The 16,292-nt window shown below is 46.4% G+C and carries 10 protein-coding genes; 4 read left to right on the plus strand and 6 right to left on the minus strand.

All coding sequences use genetic code 11. From position 1 onward, the window contains the following. Positions 1-2 precede the first annotated feature (2 nt). The gene (locus K7B07_RS09705; RefSeq protein WP_223709244.1) at positions 3-1,019 is read right to left on the minus strand and encodes a GntR family transcriptional regulator; all 1,017 of its coding nucleotides are present in this window, start codon (positions 1,017-1,019) and stop codon (positions 3-5) included. A 240-nt stretch (positions 1,020-1,259) separates the two neighbouring features. Between K7B07_RS09705 and K7B07_RS09710 the strand changes: the two genes are divergently transcribed. From K7B07_RS09710 to K7B07_RS09725, 4 genes are read left to right on the plus strand one after another with little or no spacing between them, the layout of a single operon-like run. Then, positions 1,260-4,382, plus strand: coding sequence for a SusC/RagA family TonB-linked outer membrane protein (locus K7B07_RS09710; RefSeq protein WP_223709245.1), 3,123 nt, complete (start codon positions 1,260-1,262; stop codon positions 4,380-4,382). Positions 4,383-4,398: 16 nt separating this feature from the next. Further along, the gene (locus tag K7B07_RS09715; protein ID WP_223709246.1) at positions 4,399-5,979 is read left to right on the plus strand and encodes a RagB/SusD family nutrient uptake outer membrane protein; all 1,581 of its coding nucleotides are present in this window, start codon (positions 4,399-4,401) and stop codon (positions 5,977-5,979) included. A gap of 3 nt (positions 5,980-5,982) precedes the next feature. Further along, on the plus strand, positions 5,983-8,211 hold the full coding sequence (locus tag K7B07_RS09720; protein WP_223709247.1) for an alpha-amylase family protein: 2,229 nt from the start codon (positions 5,983-5,985) through the stop codon (positions 8,209-8,211). A 9-nt stretch (positions 8,212-8,220) separates the two neighbouring features. Beyond that, a complete protein-coding gene (locus tag K7B07_RS09725; protein WP_223709248.1) occupies positions 8,221-10,422 on the plus strand; it encodes an alpha-galactosidase in 2,202 nt (733 codons plus the stop codon). A gap of 561 nt (positions 10,423-10,983) precedes the next feature. On the opposite strand, the gene K7B07_RS09730 is transcribed toward K7B07_RS09725, so the two are convergent. The 5 genes from K7B07_RS09730 to K7B07_RS09750 form a co-directional block, all read right to left on the minus strand. After that, positions 10,984-12,078, minus strand: a complete 1,095-nt coding sequence (locus K7B07_RS09730) for a DUF695 domain-containing protein (protein WP_223709250.1) — start codon at positions 12,076-12,078, stop codon at positions 10,984-10,986. Between the two features lie 700 nt (positions 12,079-12,778). Continuing rightward, positions 12,779-13,279 (minus strand): GNAT family N-acetyltransferase, encoded by a 501-nt coding sequence (locus K7B07_RS09735; RefSeq protein WP_223709252.1) that lies wholly within the window; start codon positions 13,277-13,279, stop codon positions 12,779-12,781. A gap of 35 nt (positions 13,280-13,314) precedes the next feature. Then, positions 13,315-13,908, minus strand: coding sequence for a dihydrofolate reductase family protein (locus tag K7B07_RS09740; protein WP_223709255.1), 594 nt, complete (start codon positions 13,906-13,908; stop codon positions 13,315-13,317). 271 nt (positions 13,909-14,179) lie between these two features. Beyond that, positions 14,180-14,941: a hypothetical protein gene (locus K7B07_RS09745; protein WP_223709257.1), complete on the minus strand. Its 762-nt coding sequence runs from the start codon at positions 14,939-14,941 to the stop codon at positions 14,180-14,182. 10 nt (positions 14,942-14,951) lie between these two features. Beyond that, the gene (locus tag K7B07_RS09750; protein ID WP_223709258.1) at positions 14,952-15,926 is read right to left on the minus strand and encodes a virulence RhuM family protein/type II toxin-antitoxin system death-on-curing family toxin; all 975 of its coding nucleotides are present in this window, start codon (positions 15,924-15,926) and stop codon (positions 14,952-14,954) included. Positions 15,927-16,292: the final 366 nt, after the last annotated feature.

A 16,292-nucleotide genomic window follows, 5' to 3' on the forward strand; every position in this document is an offset into this window, starting at 1 on the left:
TTTTATAAAGACCCCCGGCGCAGCAATACCGTTGGCAGGGTTTCCTGTATTTTCCGCCGCTTTAATACAAACTGCGCCGATTTTTCCGCCATTATCTCAAAGCTGGTGGAATAGGTAGTAATACCGTCAAAAATAATTTCCTTCACGATCTCATCATTATGGGACAGGATACCGATATCCTTTCCCAGTTTCAGTTTCCGGGATTTTGCATCTTTCAGCATCATCCACAGCTCCGCATTGTTGATGGTAAAATAAACATAGCCGGGTTCTATCGAGCCGGGTATGTACTCGGGCCGTATGATACTTTTGATCCGGAAATCTTTGGTAAATTTTTTAAAGGCCTGAAGGATCTCCTCCGGCGTATCGGCATTGGGACGATGATAATAGATCATCTTTTTATACTTACGGATCGCAGGTGCCAGCGTTGCAAATGCCGAATAGGAGGCGTCAAAAAACTCCTGGGTGATATGGGAAAAATCACCCTTCATGGGCAGGTAACGGTCGATCATCAGCAGCTTTCCCAGGGGAAGCGTCTGCAGGATCTCCGCCGCTTTTTTGTCCGGAATGGGTGCTACCACGTACATCCCGTATTTTCCGCGGATCCGGTCGATGATGCTTTCAAATACTTCGATATTGTTGTGATGAAAGTAGAGATCTACATGGACATTCTTCCCCAGCTTGTTCCGGAAGGTTTTGTAAAAGACCTCCTGGAAACTGTCGAAGGCAAAGATCACCAGTGCCACGCGTATCTGGCTGCGGGTATTTTCGCGGGCCAGGAAAAAGCCGATCCGGTTCTTGGATTCCACCAGCCCCCGGCTGATCAGCTCTTTATAGGCTTTGGCGATGGTTTCCCGGGCATACCCCAGCTCCTGGATCAGGCTGTTCACGGAAGGCAGCATATCGCCTTTTACAATCACTTTTTCATTAACGGCATTGATAAACCCCTGTACCAGCCGTTCGTGCTTTGAAAGGCCCTGTACATGTTCCAATTCCCGGATCTGGTCGTAGATGCTTCGCATGGCAAAATTTATTGAGGACAAATAAACAACAATATTTCCGGTTTCACTGTGAAAATTTATACTATTCTATACCAATAGTACAGTTTTGGAAAATTTTCATAGATTTGCACCCGATGATCCATAGAAATCTCAAAAGCAGCTATTGCCGGGATGGTGCACCGGCTGCGTTTTGATGAGCGATTGAATGCTTCATTAAACGGTTTGCCATTTTTCTATTATCAATTAAAAATTCATCTATTTATGACGAAGAAAGCCTTTTTCTTTTTTCTTACGGCCATTGCCCTGTGCCTGACGCTGCCGTCCTATGCGCAGCAGCAAACCATCAGGGGAACAATAACAGATGCCCAGACAAAAAAGCCGGTTGCAGGAGTTACCGTCAGTGTAAAAGGTGCTACTGCTGCAACCGCAGCGGATGATCAGGGCAATTTTACGATCACTGCCCCCGCAAATGCAACGCTTATTTTTCAATCGGTAGGATATGCCACACAGGAATTACCGGCGGCTGATGAAATGCAGGTAGCATTGGTATTGCAGCCGGAAGACCTGGGTGAAGTGGTAGTGGTGGGCGCCCGTATGCGTAAATCGGACCTCACCGGAGCCGTTACCGATGTCAATACAAAAGCGCTGATGGAGCGCCCGGTGACCAACATCAACCAGGCCCTGCAGGGAAATGCGCCGGGTGTATTCATCAGTCCCGGCACACGCCCGGGCGATGATGCCACTATACGCATCAGAGGTACCAATACGATCAATGCCGGCTCCACGCCCATTTTTGTTGTGGATGGCGTGGTCATGGAAAATAACCAGGGCGGCTTCAATGCGATGAACCTGAACGATGTGGCTTCGGTACAGGTGTTAAAAGATGCCTCCGCCACGGCCCTTTACGGTTCCCGCGGTGCCAACGGAGTGGTGGTGGTGACCACTAAAAAAGGAGCACGCAGCGGTGGTGATGGGCGTATCACCTATGATGCCTGGGTGGGCATTTCGAAAATTGCCCGGATCCCTGAAAGACTGAATGCCCAGCAGCTTTTTGAACTGCGGCTGGACGCTTACGCCAATGGATATTTAAAAGACAACCCCGGGGCCAACCGCCAGGATTATATTGACAATGTGCTGATGAAAAATGAAGACAACAAATATTTTTCTGCCCAGGAAATGGCGGCTTACAACAGCGGCAAAAGCTACAACTGGCTGGATGAAGTGACCCACAACGGCCTGCAGCAAAATCACGTGCTTGGTTTTTCAGGCGGCTCCGACCGGGGAACCTTTTACCTGAGCGCCGGCTATGCAGGCATAAAGGGGATCATAGAAAATACGAAGCAGGATAAATACACCGGACGTTTTAATGCAGACTATAACATTAAAAAATGGCTGAAAGTAGGTACCAACACAGGATTTACCCGCACCAATGACGCAATGCCTTCAGACGATGTATATAACAAAGCGCTGAATGCAAATCCCCTGCTGGATTTTGCGCCCTATCGCGATCCGGCTACAAGATATATCGGGGGTGACGACGGTTATCTTACACTGTATTATAAAGCGCATGGCGAACAGAATAACAACGATTTTAATCCCTTTAACTCACTGGAGATCCAGCGCGACCGCTCACGGAACCGGCTGACCTCTTCCAACTTCATCGCCATCACTCCGGCTAAGGGATGGGAGTTCCGCTCTACCTACGCACTGGACTATGCCGCACAGGACTGGTTCGAGTTCACACCACATAACATACAGGAAGCGGTTCGTCATTATAACGGCGATGCCCGTGCCAAACACGAACGCTGGAGCGATACTTACTGGCAATGGGACAATACCCTTACTTATAATACCACCTTCTCCGGCGATCACCGGTTAATGGCACTCGTGGGAACCAGCGCCAGCAAAAGAAGCGCTAACTATACCAAGGCGCAGGGCGACCGGTTTGCCAGCGATGACCTGTCGTACCATGACCTGGGGGGCGCTGCGGCCATAGAAAAATCGGTACTGGGATCCGACTTCTATAACTACAGCCTGATGTCTTACCTGGTACGTGCCACTTATAATTACAAAGACCGGTATATGCTTACCGGTACTGCCCGTTACGATGGTTCTTCCCGTTTTTCCAGCGGAAATCAATGGGGGGTATTTCCCTCTGTTTCCGCCGCCTGGGTCATTACCAATGAAAATTTCATGAAGGACCAAACCATTTTTGACCAGCTGAAATTACGCGCCGGCTATGGTGTGGTGGGCAACCAGGATATTGGTAACTATGCGTTTCAAACCCTGTACGGGTCGCTCGTAAATAACGGGAACGCACTCATTGCCAACGATGGCCGCCGCGGGAACCCCGACATCACCTGGGAACGGCAAAAGCAAAGCAATATCGGCGTGGATATGAGCCTGTTAAAATCGCGGCTGAATATTACTGCTGATTTTTATTCGATCAATAATGACAACCTGTTATTAGACCGGTCGCTGGCCACCACGGTGGGCTATACGAAGGAATGGCAGAATGTGGGCCGGGTAAATAACAAAGGGATGGAATTTTCCGTAACCGGGAATGTGGTCCGTACAAGCGACTGGAACTGGACCTTATCCGGAAACATCTCCTTCGACCGGAACAAGGTTACCAAACTATACGCAGACGCTACCGAGATCTTTAATATCAATGAGAACGTGATACAGCGCGAAGGCAACATTTTCCTTGGAAAACCGGTACGCACCATCTATGACCTGAGCGCTGTTGGTATTGCAACAGAAGCCAACCGGTCCGAATGGGAACACCTGAACTTTAATGGAGTAACAGTAAACCCCGGCGACCTATTTGCAAGGGATATCTCTGGTCCCGATGGAAAACCGGATGGCATCGTAAGCAAAGAATACGACCGTATAGTCGTAGCCGGAACAGACCCTAAATTCTACGGAGGTTTTGGCACCAATCTTTCTTACAAAACAGTTGAACTGAACGCCAACTTCACCTACTCCCACGGGGCACGAAAGATCAGCAGCTATTACGAAGGACTGATCGGCAGTATCGGCGAAAGCATGGCCTCCGCCGACCTGCTGAACCGCTGGACACCGGAGCATCCGGATGCCACGATTCCCCGGGTGATCGGCAATACCGGCTACAGCCGTTATTCCCCTTCGGACGTGGACTATTACATCCAGAACGCCTCCTTCCTCCGGTTATCGGCATTAACCCTGTCCTATACCCTTCCTTCAAGAATAACAGATGCATGGAAGCTGAATACCCTGCGCTTTTATGCAACAGGGTCCAACCTGTTTTGTATAACACCTTATAAAGGATTTGATCCCGAAACCGGCGACTATGGCTACCCCCCGGTAAAAATGTTTGTATTCGGAGTGAATGTCAGCCTTTAACCTTAAATAGTAACATATGCAACGTAAAATAGTAGCAGCAGGATTGATCGCTTTAGGAATGTTCACCCTTTCCTGCAATAAATTCCTCGATGAAAAAAGTTTAACAAAACTGGATATCAGCCAGGTATATGCTGATCCTGACCTGGTGGAAACCAGCCTGCAGGGCATCTATGCCAACTGGAAAAATATCCGCACTGATGAACAAAGCCTCATCATGATGATGGGTACGGATGAAACCCAGCAGGGGGCATTCCAGATGAAGAGTGATCCCGGTAAAGGGGGACTTGACCGGTATGATGCAAATCTCAACTCCAGCTTAAACCACATCGCCAATCAATGGAACCTTCGCTGGCCGCTGGTGAACGAAGCCGCCAGGGTCGTACAGGGATTGAGCAAACAAAATCCGGAAGCGGGTTCGCGCGCAGCCAAACTGTTGGGGGAGGCCTCCTTTATCCGCGGCTTCCTCGATTTTCAAATGGCCATGTACTGGGGCGAAATTCCCATCCGCGACCTGGATCGGGAAGCGGAGCTGGGTACACGCAGGCAACCGCTCAAAGACGTATGGGCCTTTATTATTGCCGATCTTCAGCGTGCGGCAGACCTGATACCCCGGGACCCTGTGCTCGCTACCCCGGAAAAGGGAAGAGCAAGTTACGGCGCGGCCTGGGCCATGCTGGGCAAAGCATATATGTCTGCTCCGGTGTCCACCGGCCTGCGTGATTTTGCCAAAGCGGCAACCTGTTTTGAGAAAATGAAAGACCAATACACGCTGGTAACCGATTATAAAAACCTGTGGGATTATAATACACCGAATACCGCAGAATCCATTTTCGAGTTCCAGTTCAGTCCTGTATATCCCAATAACAATAAGATCCAGTTCCAGATCGGCTCCCGGGCGGTGCAGGGTTATTTTGGCGACGGGTGCTATTATTCGGGCTACGACAAACTGGTACCAACCAAATATGCTTATTCTATGGTAAGCGATGGCGGCGTATGGGAGATCGGTGATCAGCGCCGGGAAGAAGCGATCCGTTATGATTTTACTTACTATGGCGTAACACCCGATCTGAAATACGTACTTTGGGAAGATCTGGGTGCGGATTATGACGAGCTGTTGCCACATATCAAAAAGTATGAAGACTTCAGAACAGATAAACATGCCCCCAATAAAATCGACAATATGTGGAATTCAGGAAAAAATATTCCCGTACTTCGCCTGGCGGATGTATTGCTTTCTTACGCCGAATGCCTGAACGAAACAGGCAGAACAGGTGAAGCGATGGATGAAGTGAACAAAGTACGCGCAAGGGCCTGGGGCGGCACGCTTCCGGCGGACAAAAAATGGACCGGCTTATCGCAGGAGGCCTTCAGAACGGCCATTATGGATGAGCGCATGCGGGAATTATTTGCAGAAGACTGGCGGCGTATTGATCTGATCCGTACCGGCAAATTTGTAACCCTGGTAAAAGCCCGTAACAAATGGGCCGCCCAGACCGGACAGGTAAAAGCATCCAATATGTTGTATCCGATACCTGATGTAGAGATCAAACTGAATCCTGATATTAATCCCGCCGATCAGAACCCCGGTTATCAATAAAAAATGATGCGCATACCATTAAAAAAAATAACGATCCTACAGCTTGGTGGTTACCTGCTCCTTTCAGGCTTTTCCATGGCCGCCGGCGCCCAGGGGGTTCAGCAATACAAGGACAGCGTTGTACTGCATACAACCGGCTGCCGGATAACTTTAAACAAGACGGGCGGCACCATCAGTTATCATTTTGCCAACGGCACAGCGCTGCTCAATACCCAGGTCATCTTTAAAGACAAAATAAAAGGAACGGTTTCAAGCACTGCATTCGCGCAGCACACGGTGGCGCTGAATGCGTTCAGGGATAAAACGGGAGCCGGCAGCCGGGTTGTTTTTAAACACCATGGAAATATAAAAGGGATCACGCTGATGCAGGAACTCCGGATGTATAAGGACCGGCCGGGCCTGCTGCTTACTGCCGAAGTACAATCCACCACCGGGCAGCCGCTGGAGTCCAGTTATATCAGTCCGCTTGCCGTACTCCCGGAAACAAAGGGCACCGTACTTATCCCCGGGAACGCGCCACGGGTGCTGGATGTACCGTTTGATAACGACAACTGGGTAAAGATCCTGAGCACGGGTTGGGAACAATCCCACCCGCCATCCGGCACCAGTTATGAATTCATCTCGCTTTACGACCAGGAACAGCTTTCAGGGTTTGTGATGGGTGCTGTAGACCACGATTTCTGGAAAACCGGTATCCGCTATGGTGCTTCTGCATCCAAAGGACGGCTGGACTCCCTGATCATTTTCGGCGGTGCCTCCACTCCGGATAACACCACACTTCCGGTAGAATACGGCGGGTACGACGGCACTCATGATAGGGTACCTCATGGAGCGATGAAGGGTGCGCGTATTGTGGCGCCGCTGGTATTTATGGATGCTGCATCCGACCGAACTACAGCTTTTGAACACTATGCCCGCGCCAATGTACGCCTTAACGGCTCCCTGCAATGGAAGCAGCCGGCGCCTTTTTACTGGAACAGCTTTGGTGTGGAAGGTGTGCTGGGATACGAAAAAAAGATGCTGCCACCCGATGTTCCAAAGATTGCAGACTACCTGGCGGCACTGCCAAATTTTTCGAAACAAAACAGCACGGTGTTAAGCATCGATTCCTACGATCAGGGCATTTATACAAAAGAGGTGCTGCAGTCGATCGGCAACTATGCTGCGCAGCACCACCAGCAACTGGGCTTTTACTTTATCCCCTTTGCGGTATGGACCTGGAAGCGCTCTGTGGAAACGGATAAACTGCAATACACAGATACTCCCATAAAAGAGGTAACCTTAAAAGACAATGACGGAAAAACCATTGTTTATAAGAACGGGGATTTTGGCGCGTTCCCGCTGGACCCCACACATCCCGCTACCCGCCTGCGGATCATCGGCGAACTGCAAAAGGCAAAGGCTATTAACGCCAGATTTTTAAAGATCGATTTCCTGTCTGCCGGGTCCCTGGAATCCACCACCCGCTTCGATGCCAATGTGCACACCGGTATGCAGGCCTATAACAACGGAATGAAAATGCTGAAATCGCTGATCGATTCCATCCTTGGGCCGGACATTTTTATCACCCAGGCGATCTCTCCGTTATTCCCTTATCAATACGCGCATACCCGTTTCCTGTCCACCGATATTTATTCCCACCTGCGGGATGATCTTCCGGATTTCCCGCATTACGGAAGTACGGCGTCTTCTATGATCAGCGCCTCTCACCTGGGGTGGACACAGGGAACCTTCTGGCCTTATACCAATATGGATGTGGTGGTAATGAAAAATTTTCAGAAGAACGCCGACATTCCGGAACGGGATGTACGCACCCGCTTGATCAGTATGATCACGATGGGAAGCATTTTGGGCGATGGTACCGATTTTAGGGACAGCACTGCAGCAGCAAGAGGAAGGGCTTATCTTGACAATGCCGCCCTATGCCGTTTTTTCTCACATCCCCGGGCCTTTTATCCGCTGAAAGTGGCAACCGGTCTTTCCCAGGACCAGCAACTCAGCTTCTACCTCCCCGGCGACACAATATTATTATCAACCCTTAATTTCAATTTAAGTCAGGATTTTAATACTGTATTTTCGCGGAAACAAATGCATTTGCAGAACAGGAATTATACCGTGGCCGATTTTTTCACCGGCCAGGTCATCGCCACCTGGAGAAAAGAACAGGAAGCATTTCCGGTTACCACAAACGCAAGAGACGCACAATTATTCCAGCTCATTCCAATCAATTAAACCCCAAGCATGAACTTCACAAAAAAAGCTCTCGGATTTATAACCGCTTTTATCTTTTCTGTACCGGTATTCTCGCAATCCCTTACCATTCCTGTTGAAACACAGCATGTGGCCGTGGTATTGCAAACCGATAAGAACAACCATTTAAAGATCATCCATACCGGAAAAAAATTACAGACCCCGGAAGAATATGCAGCTGCCGGCGGGATGTACCATCTTACGGGCGATGGCGGCAGTTCCAACAACAGCGCTTTTACAGTAGCAGGTATCGATAATAATTTCTCCGAACCAGCTATTACCGTGGTACATGCAGATGGGAATCATTCGCTCGATCTTCGTTATGAGAACAAAACAGTCACCAATGAAGACGGTGCCCTGCTTACAAAGATCACTTTAAAAGATGCGGTATATCCTTTTTATGTGGACCTTTTTTTCAAAGCCTGGAAGGAAGAGGATGTTATTGAACAGTGGAGTGTGATCCGGCATACGGAAAAAGGAACGGTAACGCTTAACAAGTACGCGTCGGCCAATCTTTATTTTTACAACAAGGACTATTACCTTACCAGTTATAATGGCAGCTGGGCAAAAGAGATGCAGCCCGAACATACACAACTGAAACAAGGCATGCATACCATCCAGTCGCGACTGGGCACCCGCGAGAACCTGATCGGCTCACCCAATTTTATGCTGGCGCTGGATGCACCGGCCACAGAAACCAGCGGAACGGTTCTGTTGGGGCAGATCGCCTGGAACGGGAATTATTCCATACAGTTTGAAACGGACATCAATAAAAAGATGCACCTGGTAGCCGGTATCAATCCCTACCAGTCGGCGTACGATCTAAAGCCCGGCATTTCGTTTGAAACACCGCGGTTCACCTATACCCTTTCTTTTACCGGAACCGGAACCGGCAGCCGCAACCTCCAGGCCTGGCTGCGCAACCATCAGCTGCTGGATGGAAAAGGCCAGCGCCTTACCCTGCTGAACAACTGGGAAGCCACTTATTTTGATTTCGACCAGGAAAAACTGGTGGGGCTTTTTAAGGGAGCGAAAGATCTCGGGGTGGATCTCTTCCTCCTGGACGACGGCTGGTTTGGCAATAAATATCCGAGAAATGGCGACAATGCCGGGCTGGGCGATTGGCAGGAGAATAAAAAGAAACTGCCCGATGGCATTCCTTACCTCGTGAACGAAGCCGGCAAACAGGGTATCAAATTCGGTATCTGGATCGAGCCGGAAATGGTCAACCCCAAAAGTGAGCTGTACGAAAAACATCTGGATTGGGTACTGCGTGAGCCTCAACGTCCGGAGATCTATTACCGCAATCAATTGGTGCTGGACCTTACCAATCCGCAGGTACAGGATTTTGTATTTGGCGTAGTGGACGGTCTGTTTAAAAAGAATCCGGAACTGGCTTTTATCAAATGGGATTGCAATGCGCCGGTTTTTAACGGGCACTCCCGGTACCTGGAGAAAAACAAGATCCCGCAATCGCATTTATATGTAGAGTATACCCGCGGACTGGAGAAGGTATTGCAGCGCATCCGTGACAAATACCCCACTGTACCCATGATGCTTTGTTCCGGTGGCGGCGGCCGTTCGGATTACAGCTCCCTGAAATATTTTACCGAATTCTGGTTAAGCGATGATACTGATCCGCTGGAACGGGTCTTTATTCAATGGAATTACTCCTACTATTACCCGGCCATTGCGATGTGTAACCATGTGACCGACTGGGGCAAACAGCCACTGAAATACCGGGTGGATGTGGCTTCCATGGGCAAGCTTGGTTTCGATATCCGTGCCAATGAGCTCAAACCGGAAGACCGGGCTTTCTGTCAGCAGGCCGTTAAGAACTACAATAACTTTAAGGATATCGTATGGCATGGCGAGATGTACCGGCTGGCCGATCCCTATGAAAAGGACCTGGCTTCAATCATGTTCGTCAGCAGCGACAGGAACAAAGCTGTTATGTTCAACTATCTGACGAATAACCGGTATATCAGCGAAGCTGCTGTTGATCCTATTCTGCTCCGGGGACTTGATCCTGCTAAAAAATACAGGATCAGGGAGCTCAACCTGTACGATAAACAAAAGACCACACTGGATGAAAGCAAAACCTATAGCGGCGATTTCCTGATGACCATCGGGTTCAATCCCAACGTAACATCAAGCCGCACCAGCGTAGTGCTGAGTATAGAAGCGTTGTAGCAGGCAGCGATCAGCTGTCAGCTTTTGGCAGTCAGAAGTCAGCCCGGGAGCTGATGTGTTTCTTTGTGCGTCTTAGTGCCTTGGGGCCTTTGTAGAAATGTCTAAAAACGAACTTCCCGGATCTCAACCCGGTTTACCGTAAAAACCCCATAAAAAACCCGTGCTTTTACCATTTGGCGGGCCTGTTCATCGTGCGATCTTTATAGCCGAAACAAAACAAAAGCATATGTCCCTCAAACATGAAATCCCGTTAAAACACAAAAAGAGCTGGTATCTTCAGTTTTTAGCCGGCTTTTTTATCTGCGGTACAATAGCAACCGTTGCGCTATTTATTTATGTGTTGCTGGATCTGATCCGGTAGCGGATGTGGCCGGTGCACGAATATGTTATTAATGCCAACTGTGGATGGCACATACCCAAATGATACCCGGTAGTCTGGATTGTACTGCAATTCGCCGGGAATAGGGCAATCTGTGGTTCTTCTTTTTTAAAACATTCATTCGTTTTGGTATTTAGATTTAAGATCGCCCGGGTTCAGCTTCTAACTCGGTGGTGGTTTTATCAGTTAGATCTGAACCGCTCAAATGATTGCCAGTATTTGTCTTTATAAATGTCGTAATCTATTTCAAATTTGTAGTCATTTTCTTGCTGAATTTTAAAAAATACTTTGGAGGGTTTACGAAAATCTTTACAGGCGAAGTAAATCTCACGTTCACTATTCGCTGTTTGTCGGCCAATGTATAGATACCCCTCTTTATCTGAAAGTTCTTCCAATATATTTTCTTCAATTCGATTTAAACTTTCATAGTCCTTTCCATCAGGCATTCCGTTGCTATTACTTCCATCATACTTAAACGTAATTGCAGCGATCCAGGGATGTGAAGCCTTGCTGTCCCAATTCAGCAGTTGCGTATTTATTACTGCAATTAAATTGTTTCCGTTTTCCAATTCCGCTTCAAATATTGAATGTTCGTCACTTTCCGTATCATATCTAGCACCTTCATATTTTTCAATAAATTCCTTTTGCCGCCAATTAAGAAATTCTTTAAGTTTTAAAATCGGGATCAACTCTTTTTCAGCCTCGTGTTTGCCAATGATTTTTAGGTCGTCTATGTTGTTTACAAAATCAAGTTCGCCCAAATAATTGTCCAGGAAAATGTAAACTCCGGTTTTAATTTGCTGCCTGTTTTCTTCGGTCAGATCGTCATGGACTATCGAAATATCGATTTCATCCGGATACTCTGCATAGTCATTAGAATAGAAAAATAAATTATCGCTGTCAAATTGATAGCCCCCCATATTGATCGCTGTACTTTTAATGTCCGATACCGGCTTAAGCGCTGTAAATTTCCAACCATTAATATCAGGTGCCTGTTCTACAAGTTCTTCCACAAAGGCGATGTTTTTAGTATTCCCATCCGCGGTTAGTATTAATTCAACAGTATTGTCGTCATACATACCTGTCAAATAAAAATATCCTTCTTTAAGTGCTGAAAGCTTAGGCGAAAGTTTATCAAAAAACTCCGTCTCTACATCCTTTTGGTTTTTAACTACATTAAAAAATGTTTTTTCATGCTTTTGGAACCAACTCCAAAAATCTGCGTAATTTTTGACCGGCTCGTCTTTCTTCCTAAAAATATTTTTTAAAAATCTCATTTGTTTGTCAGGTTATTTTGGGTATTTCGTTTGATTACTGGGTTCGTTAGTCTTGCCACTGATGCTTAAATATACTCATTTGCGGTAATTATTCAGCAACTGCCTGCTTCTTTTTAGTGTTCATAACACTAGTATTTTTTAAATGGGCATTTTCCGGCACTGTTAATTTACAGGGTCGGTTAAGCGCTTCCTGCGAAATTTTAAAATGTGCTACTTTTATTTCCAGTGATTTCAGGATTGATCTATAAAATAAATTGCTGCGGCATAGGAAGCAGTGGTTGTACCTTTCATATTACCCCTTTCATAAATAGTTGCTGAGGCAAGCAACTGTTTTCCTTTAATATGGGCGCAGAAGTTGCCCTGAGTTCGCCCGGATGGGTCTGTTGAAGGACAGCTTATTACGTGAATTACCCTTCGTCACGCTCTGGGTGACATAGAGTTTATTATTCAAAAAACTTAAACCCTTTATTTGTGTCTGCCAATGACAAATTACATCATATATTAAAGATCCTGTTTTCATCCTGCTGAACTTAGCCGAATCATCGCCTCAAATTATGAAACCCCCTCATCCCGATTTATCGGGACTGCCCTGTTGTGTTCAAAGTGACGACAAAATACTTGTCATCACCTCATCCGAATATTTAGATTTTTTGCTACATACATAAGAAAACTCAGGATCTCAGTATTGTATGCATCAACTTCAGCTCAGTTTATAGATAAATTCCTCAATTTCCGCCTGCCGGGCATTGGCAAAGCCTTTGTCCCTGCCGATCCTTACAAAACCGCCTTTCTCTAAAACCCGCTGGGAGCCGAAATTGTCAAAGGCCACCCGCCCTAAAATGGGACGGGCTTTCTCAAGCACCAGAAATTGTTTCAGTGCGGTGGTGCCAATTCCTTTACCCCAGAAACTCCGGTCGATCCAGTAGGTAATTTCTGCATCGCCCTCCATTTCAAATTTTGAAATACTGCCGGCAATAACATTATCCACCAGTATCGTGCGCATATGTACCGTAGGTTCGCTCAATAATTTTGTATACTTTGTTAGGTAAGCCGTTTTGTCTGTCGGGTCTTTAGGTGTAAAGGCCGCCAGGTGGATGGCCTCTTTGTCCAGCTGGAAGATAAAGAACCGTTCCAGATCAGCAACCACTGTAGGCTGCAATAGTATATTATCCATTATCATTTCGTTATAATATGACTTCATTATTGCGCTTCTTACAGGTGCCAGGACGCTTCGTTTTAGGCACCAACAGTACCTGTCTTCACCTCACCTGCCCGTTTGTAATCAGCAAAAATCACACCACTTGGGGTAATGATGCCTTCTGTTAATGTAAAGGCCGCGGGAATGGGGCCGGCTTCAAACAACCTTTTCCCGGCGCCAAGCGTTACCGGAAAAATCTTGAGCCATAGCTCGTCCACCAGGTCCTGTTGCAGCAACAACTGAACGAGCTTACTACTGCCCCAAACCTGGATATCCGGACCATCCGTGTTTTTGAGCGCTTTGATTTCTTCCGGATTTCCGAGGAAAACCGAGTTGTTCCAATCCGAATTTTTCCGGGTGGCAGAAAGCACATATTTGGTTCCCGCATTGACAGCCGGCCAGAAATCGTCATGTTGCGGCCAGTAACCTTCCCAGATCTCAAAGGTTTTCCTGCCCAAAAGATAGTCGGCAGACTGCATCTGTTTTTGGAAAATCCTGCCCGACTCCTCATCCCCGTAAGCGGCTGTCCAGCCACCATAGTTGAATCCCCCGGATACATCTTCCTCCGGGCCGCCGGGCGCCTGCATCACTCCATCCAGTGAGATCATTTCTGATATAATTATTTTGCGCATATACTTTCTTTTTGAAGTTTAGCTAACTAATTTTTTCATTACAAAGCTCGCCTATAAGGCCTGGGGTTTTGCGTTGCGAATGCGACAATTTGAGGGGAGGAAAACGAAAGATAGCGCTACTGCTGTAGCAGAATCTGTTGGCTGTATCTTGGTGAGATCTATCATTTATTTGCTCCTGATAAGATATTGTAATCTCCAACTTTTATTATGGTCAATTTGTTGCAAGTTTGATGTTTTTGCCATCCTGATGTTATAATTAGAGTATTCCCTGTTAAAAAGATTTTTTAAGTTGCCCGTCGCCGGTTTTCACTACCAAGGGTAGCAATATTCCCAAAACATCTACATTAGCTTTTTTAATCCCTGAATTCACCTTTTGAACTTTCACTAATAAAAGTTTCCTGTTATCGATAGTCTTTCCAACGCTTACATCTATCAACGTGGCTGTTAGGGAATCGGCTCTGAGCTCGTACTCTTGATTTGTTTTAACATATTTCCAGTTATATCCTGTCCATTCACCAAAAGGAGATTGTAATGCATGAATAGGTTTATTGTAGGGAATGATGTCCGCATCCACAAACAGGCAAAGATTACCAAGATCCAGTTCCAGAAAATCAAGCACAGAAAGCCTGTTTTTACATTTGAACTTTAGTCGGGAGTCTGTTCTTAAAACAATAATGGTATCTTCTGCAACCGCAACAGGAGAAGGAGGCGTTTTATCAATATTTTTAATCAGTTTATACTCTTCGGCAGTAACCCCAAACTTTTCGTTATAAGGTAGACCTTCCCCCTCTTTATAATTTTTATTAAAGTATTCCTGAAACCACCCCTTATTTTCAGTCATTGCTTGTTGCACCTTTTGCAATACCTGTTGTACCTTTTCAGGAAAAACCAGGTCATAACGCTGTAATATAAAATTATTATTACCTATTAAACTATCTGCAAACTTAAAAGCTGTTTCTTTTGTTCCATCATTCTTCTGCCCCTTGCAACCTACTGAAACAAAGAGAGCGAGCATCATCATAAGCTTTTGCATTGATATTATTTTAGTTTTTAAGATTAATAAGATTCACCACCACTTTTACCATCATTTCCTTTTCCTCCGGTTTGCTTTCTGCTATCATCAGCGTAAGGGCCACCAGTGCATTATCCGCAATCCTGCGGGAGCCATCTTCTTTATAAAGGATCTTATTTTTTTCCAGGAACCATACAAACAGGAAGGCGGCAATCCGCTTATTACCATCCGAAAAAGAGTGATTTTTGACCACAAAATACAACAGGTGGGCCGCTTTTTCCTCAACGCTGGGGTACAGGTACTCCCCGCCAAAGGTTTGATAAATGGCGCCCAGCGATCCCTGGAAGGATTCATCTTTTTCGTTACCAAACAAGAAGCTGCCTCCAAATTTTTCCCGCAGTCCATTAACAGCAGCCATTGCCTCTTTATAATTGATCCGGAACCACTCTTCTTTGGTGGTTTCTTTTATTTCCAGCACCTGGTGATCGTACTGGTCCAGCACATCCAAGGCATAGGTATAATCGGTGATCACCTTCAGCAGACCGGATGCTTCATCCGAGTTCAACGGCTGGCTTTCCAGCACATTCTCCAGCAATTTTACTGTTTGTTTGAGCTGCTCCAGTTGCTGGCTCTGTTCTTTCAGGCGTTTTTCATTTATCGTATACCCCTTTACCAGGTAATCTTTCAGCACTTTATTGGCCCAGATGCGGAATTGGGTGCCCTGGGGCGATTTTATCCGGTAGCCAACCGAAATGATTACATCAAGACTATATATTGCTACTGGTCTGTCGGAATTTGCAATATGCAAAAAATGCATATTGCTTTTTTCCTCCAGTTCTCCTTCCTTAAAAATGCTCTTAATATGCCGCGATACTACAGATTGGTCTCGCCCAAATAACCGGATCATTTGAGCCTGACTTAGCCAAACGGTCTCATTTTCAAGCCGTACATCGATAGCTGTTTGCCCATCCGGGGCCTGGTAAATAATGATTTCTCCTGTTTGCATCGGTTAAGCATTATGCGTTTTTATAATCGTATTTTAGTATAAAAGCTTCGGTATTGGGTGTTATAATAGCCGATTGAATAAGGTTTGCAAATGCAATTTAGCATTTTTCTCTTATCAATAGCCTATATGATAGAATGGTTTTAATCCTTTTGTATATTTACAATAGCTAACACATATGACAATGACCAATAACCGCCAATCCATACGCCTGAAAGGATATGATTATGCGCAGGATTGTATTTCATTACCATCTGCACACAAGACAGGGCCCATTTGTTTGGACGTATCATTTAGGGACAAATGCCATTAAACGCAGCAGGGCAAATTGCCGCAGATTGCTGGCAGGCCATACCCAAGCATTTTCCG

The organism is Niabella beijingensis, assembly GCF_020034665.1.
Classification (GTDB): Bacteria; Bacteroidota; Bacteroidia; order Chitinophagales; family Chitinophagaceae; genus Niabella; species Niabella beijingensis.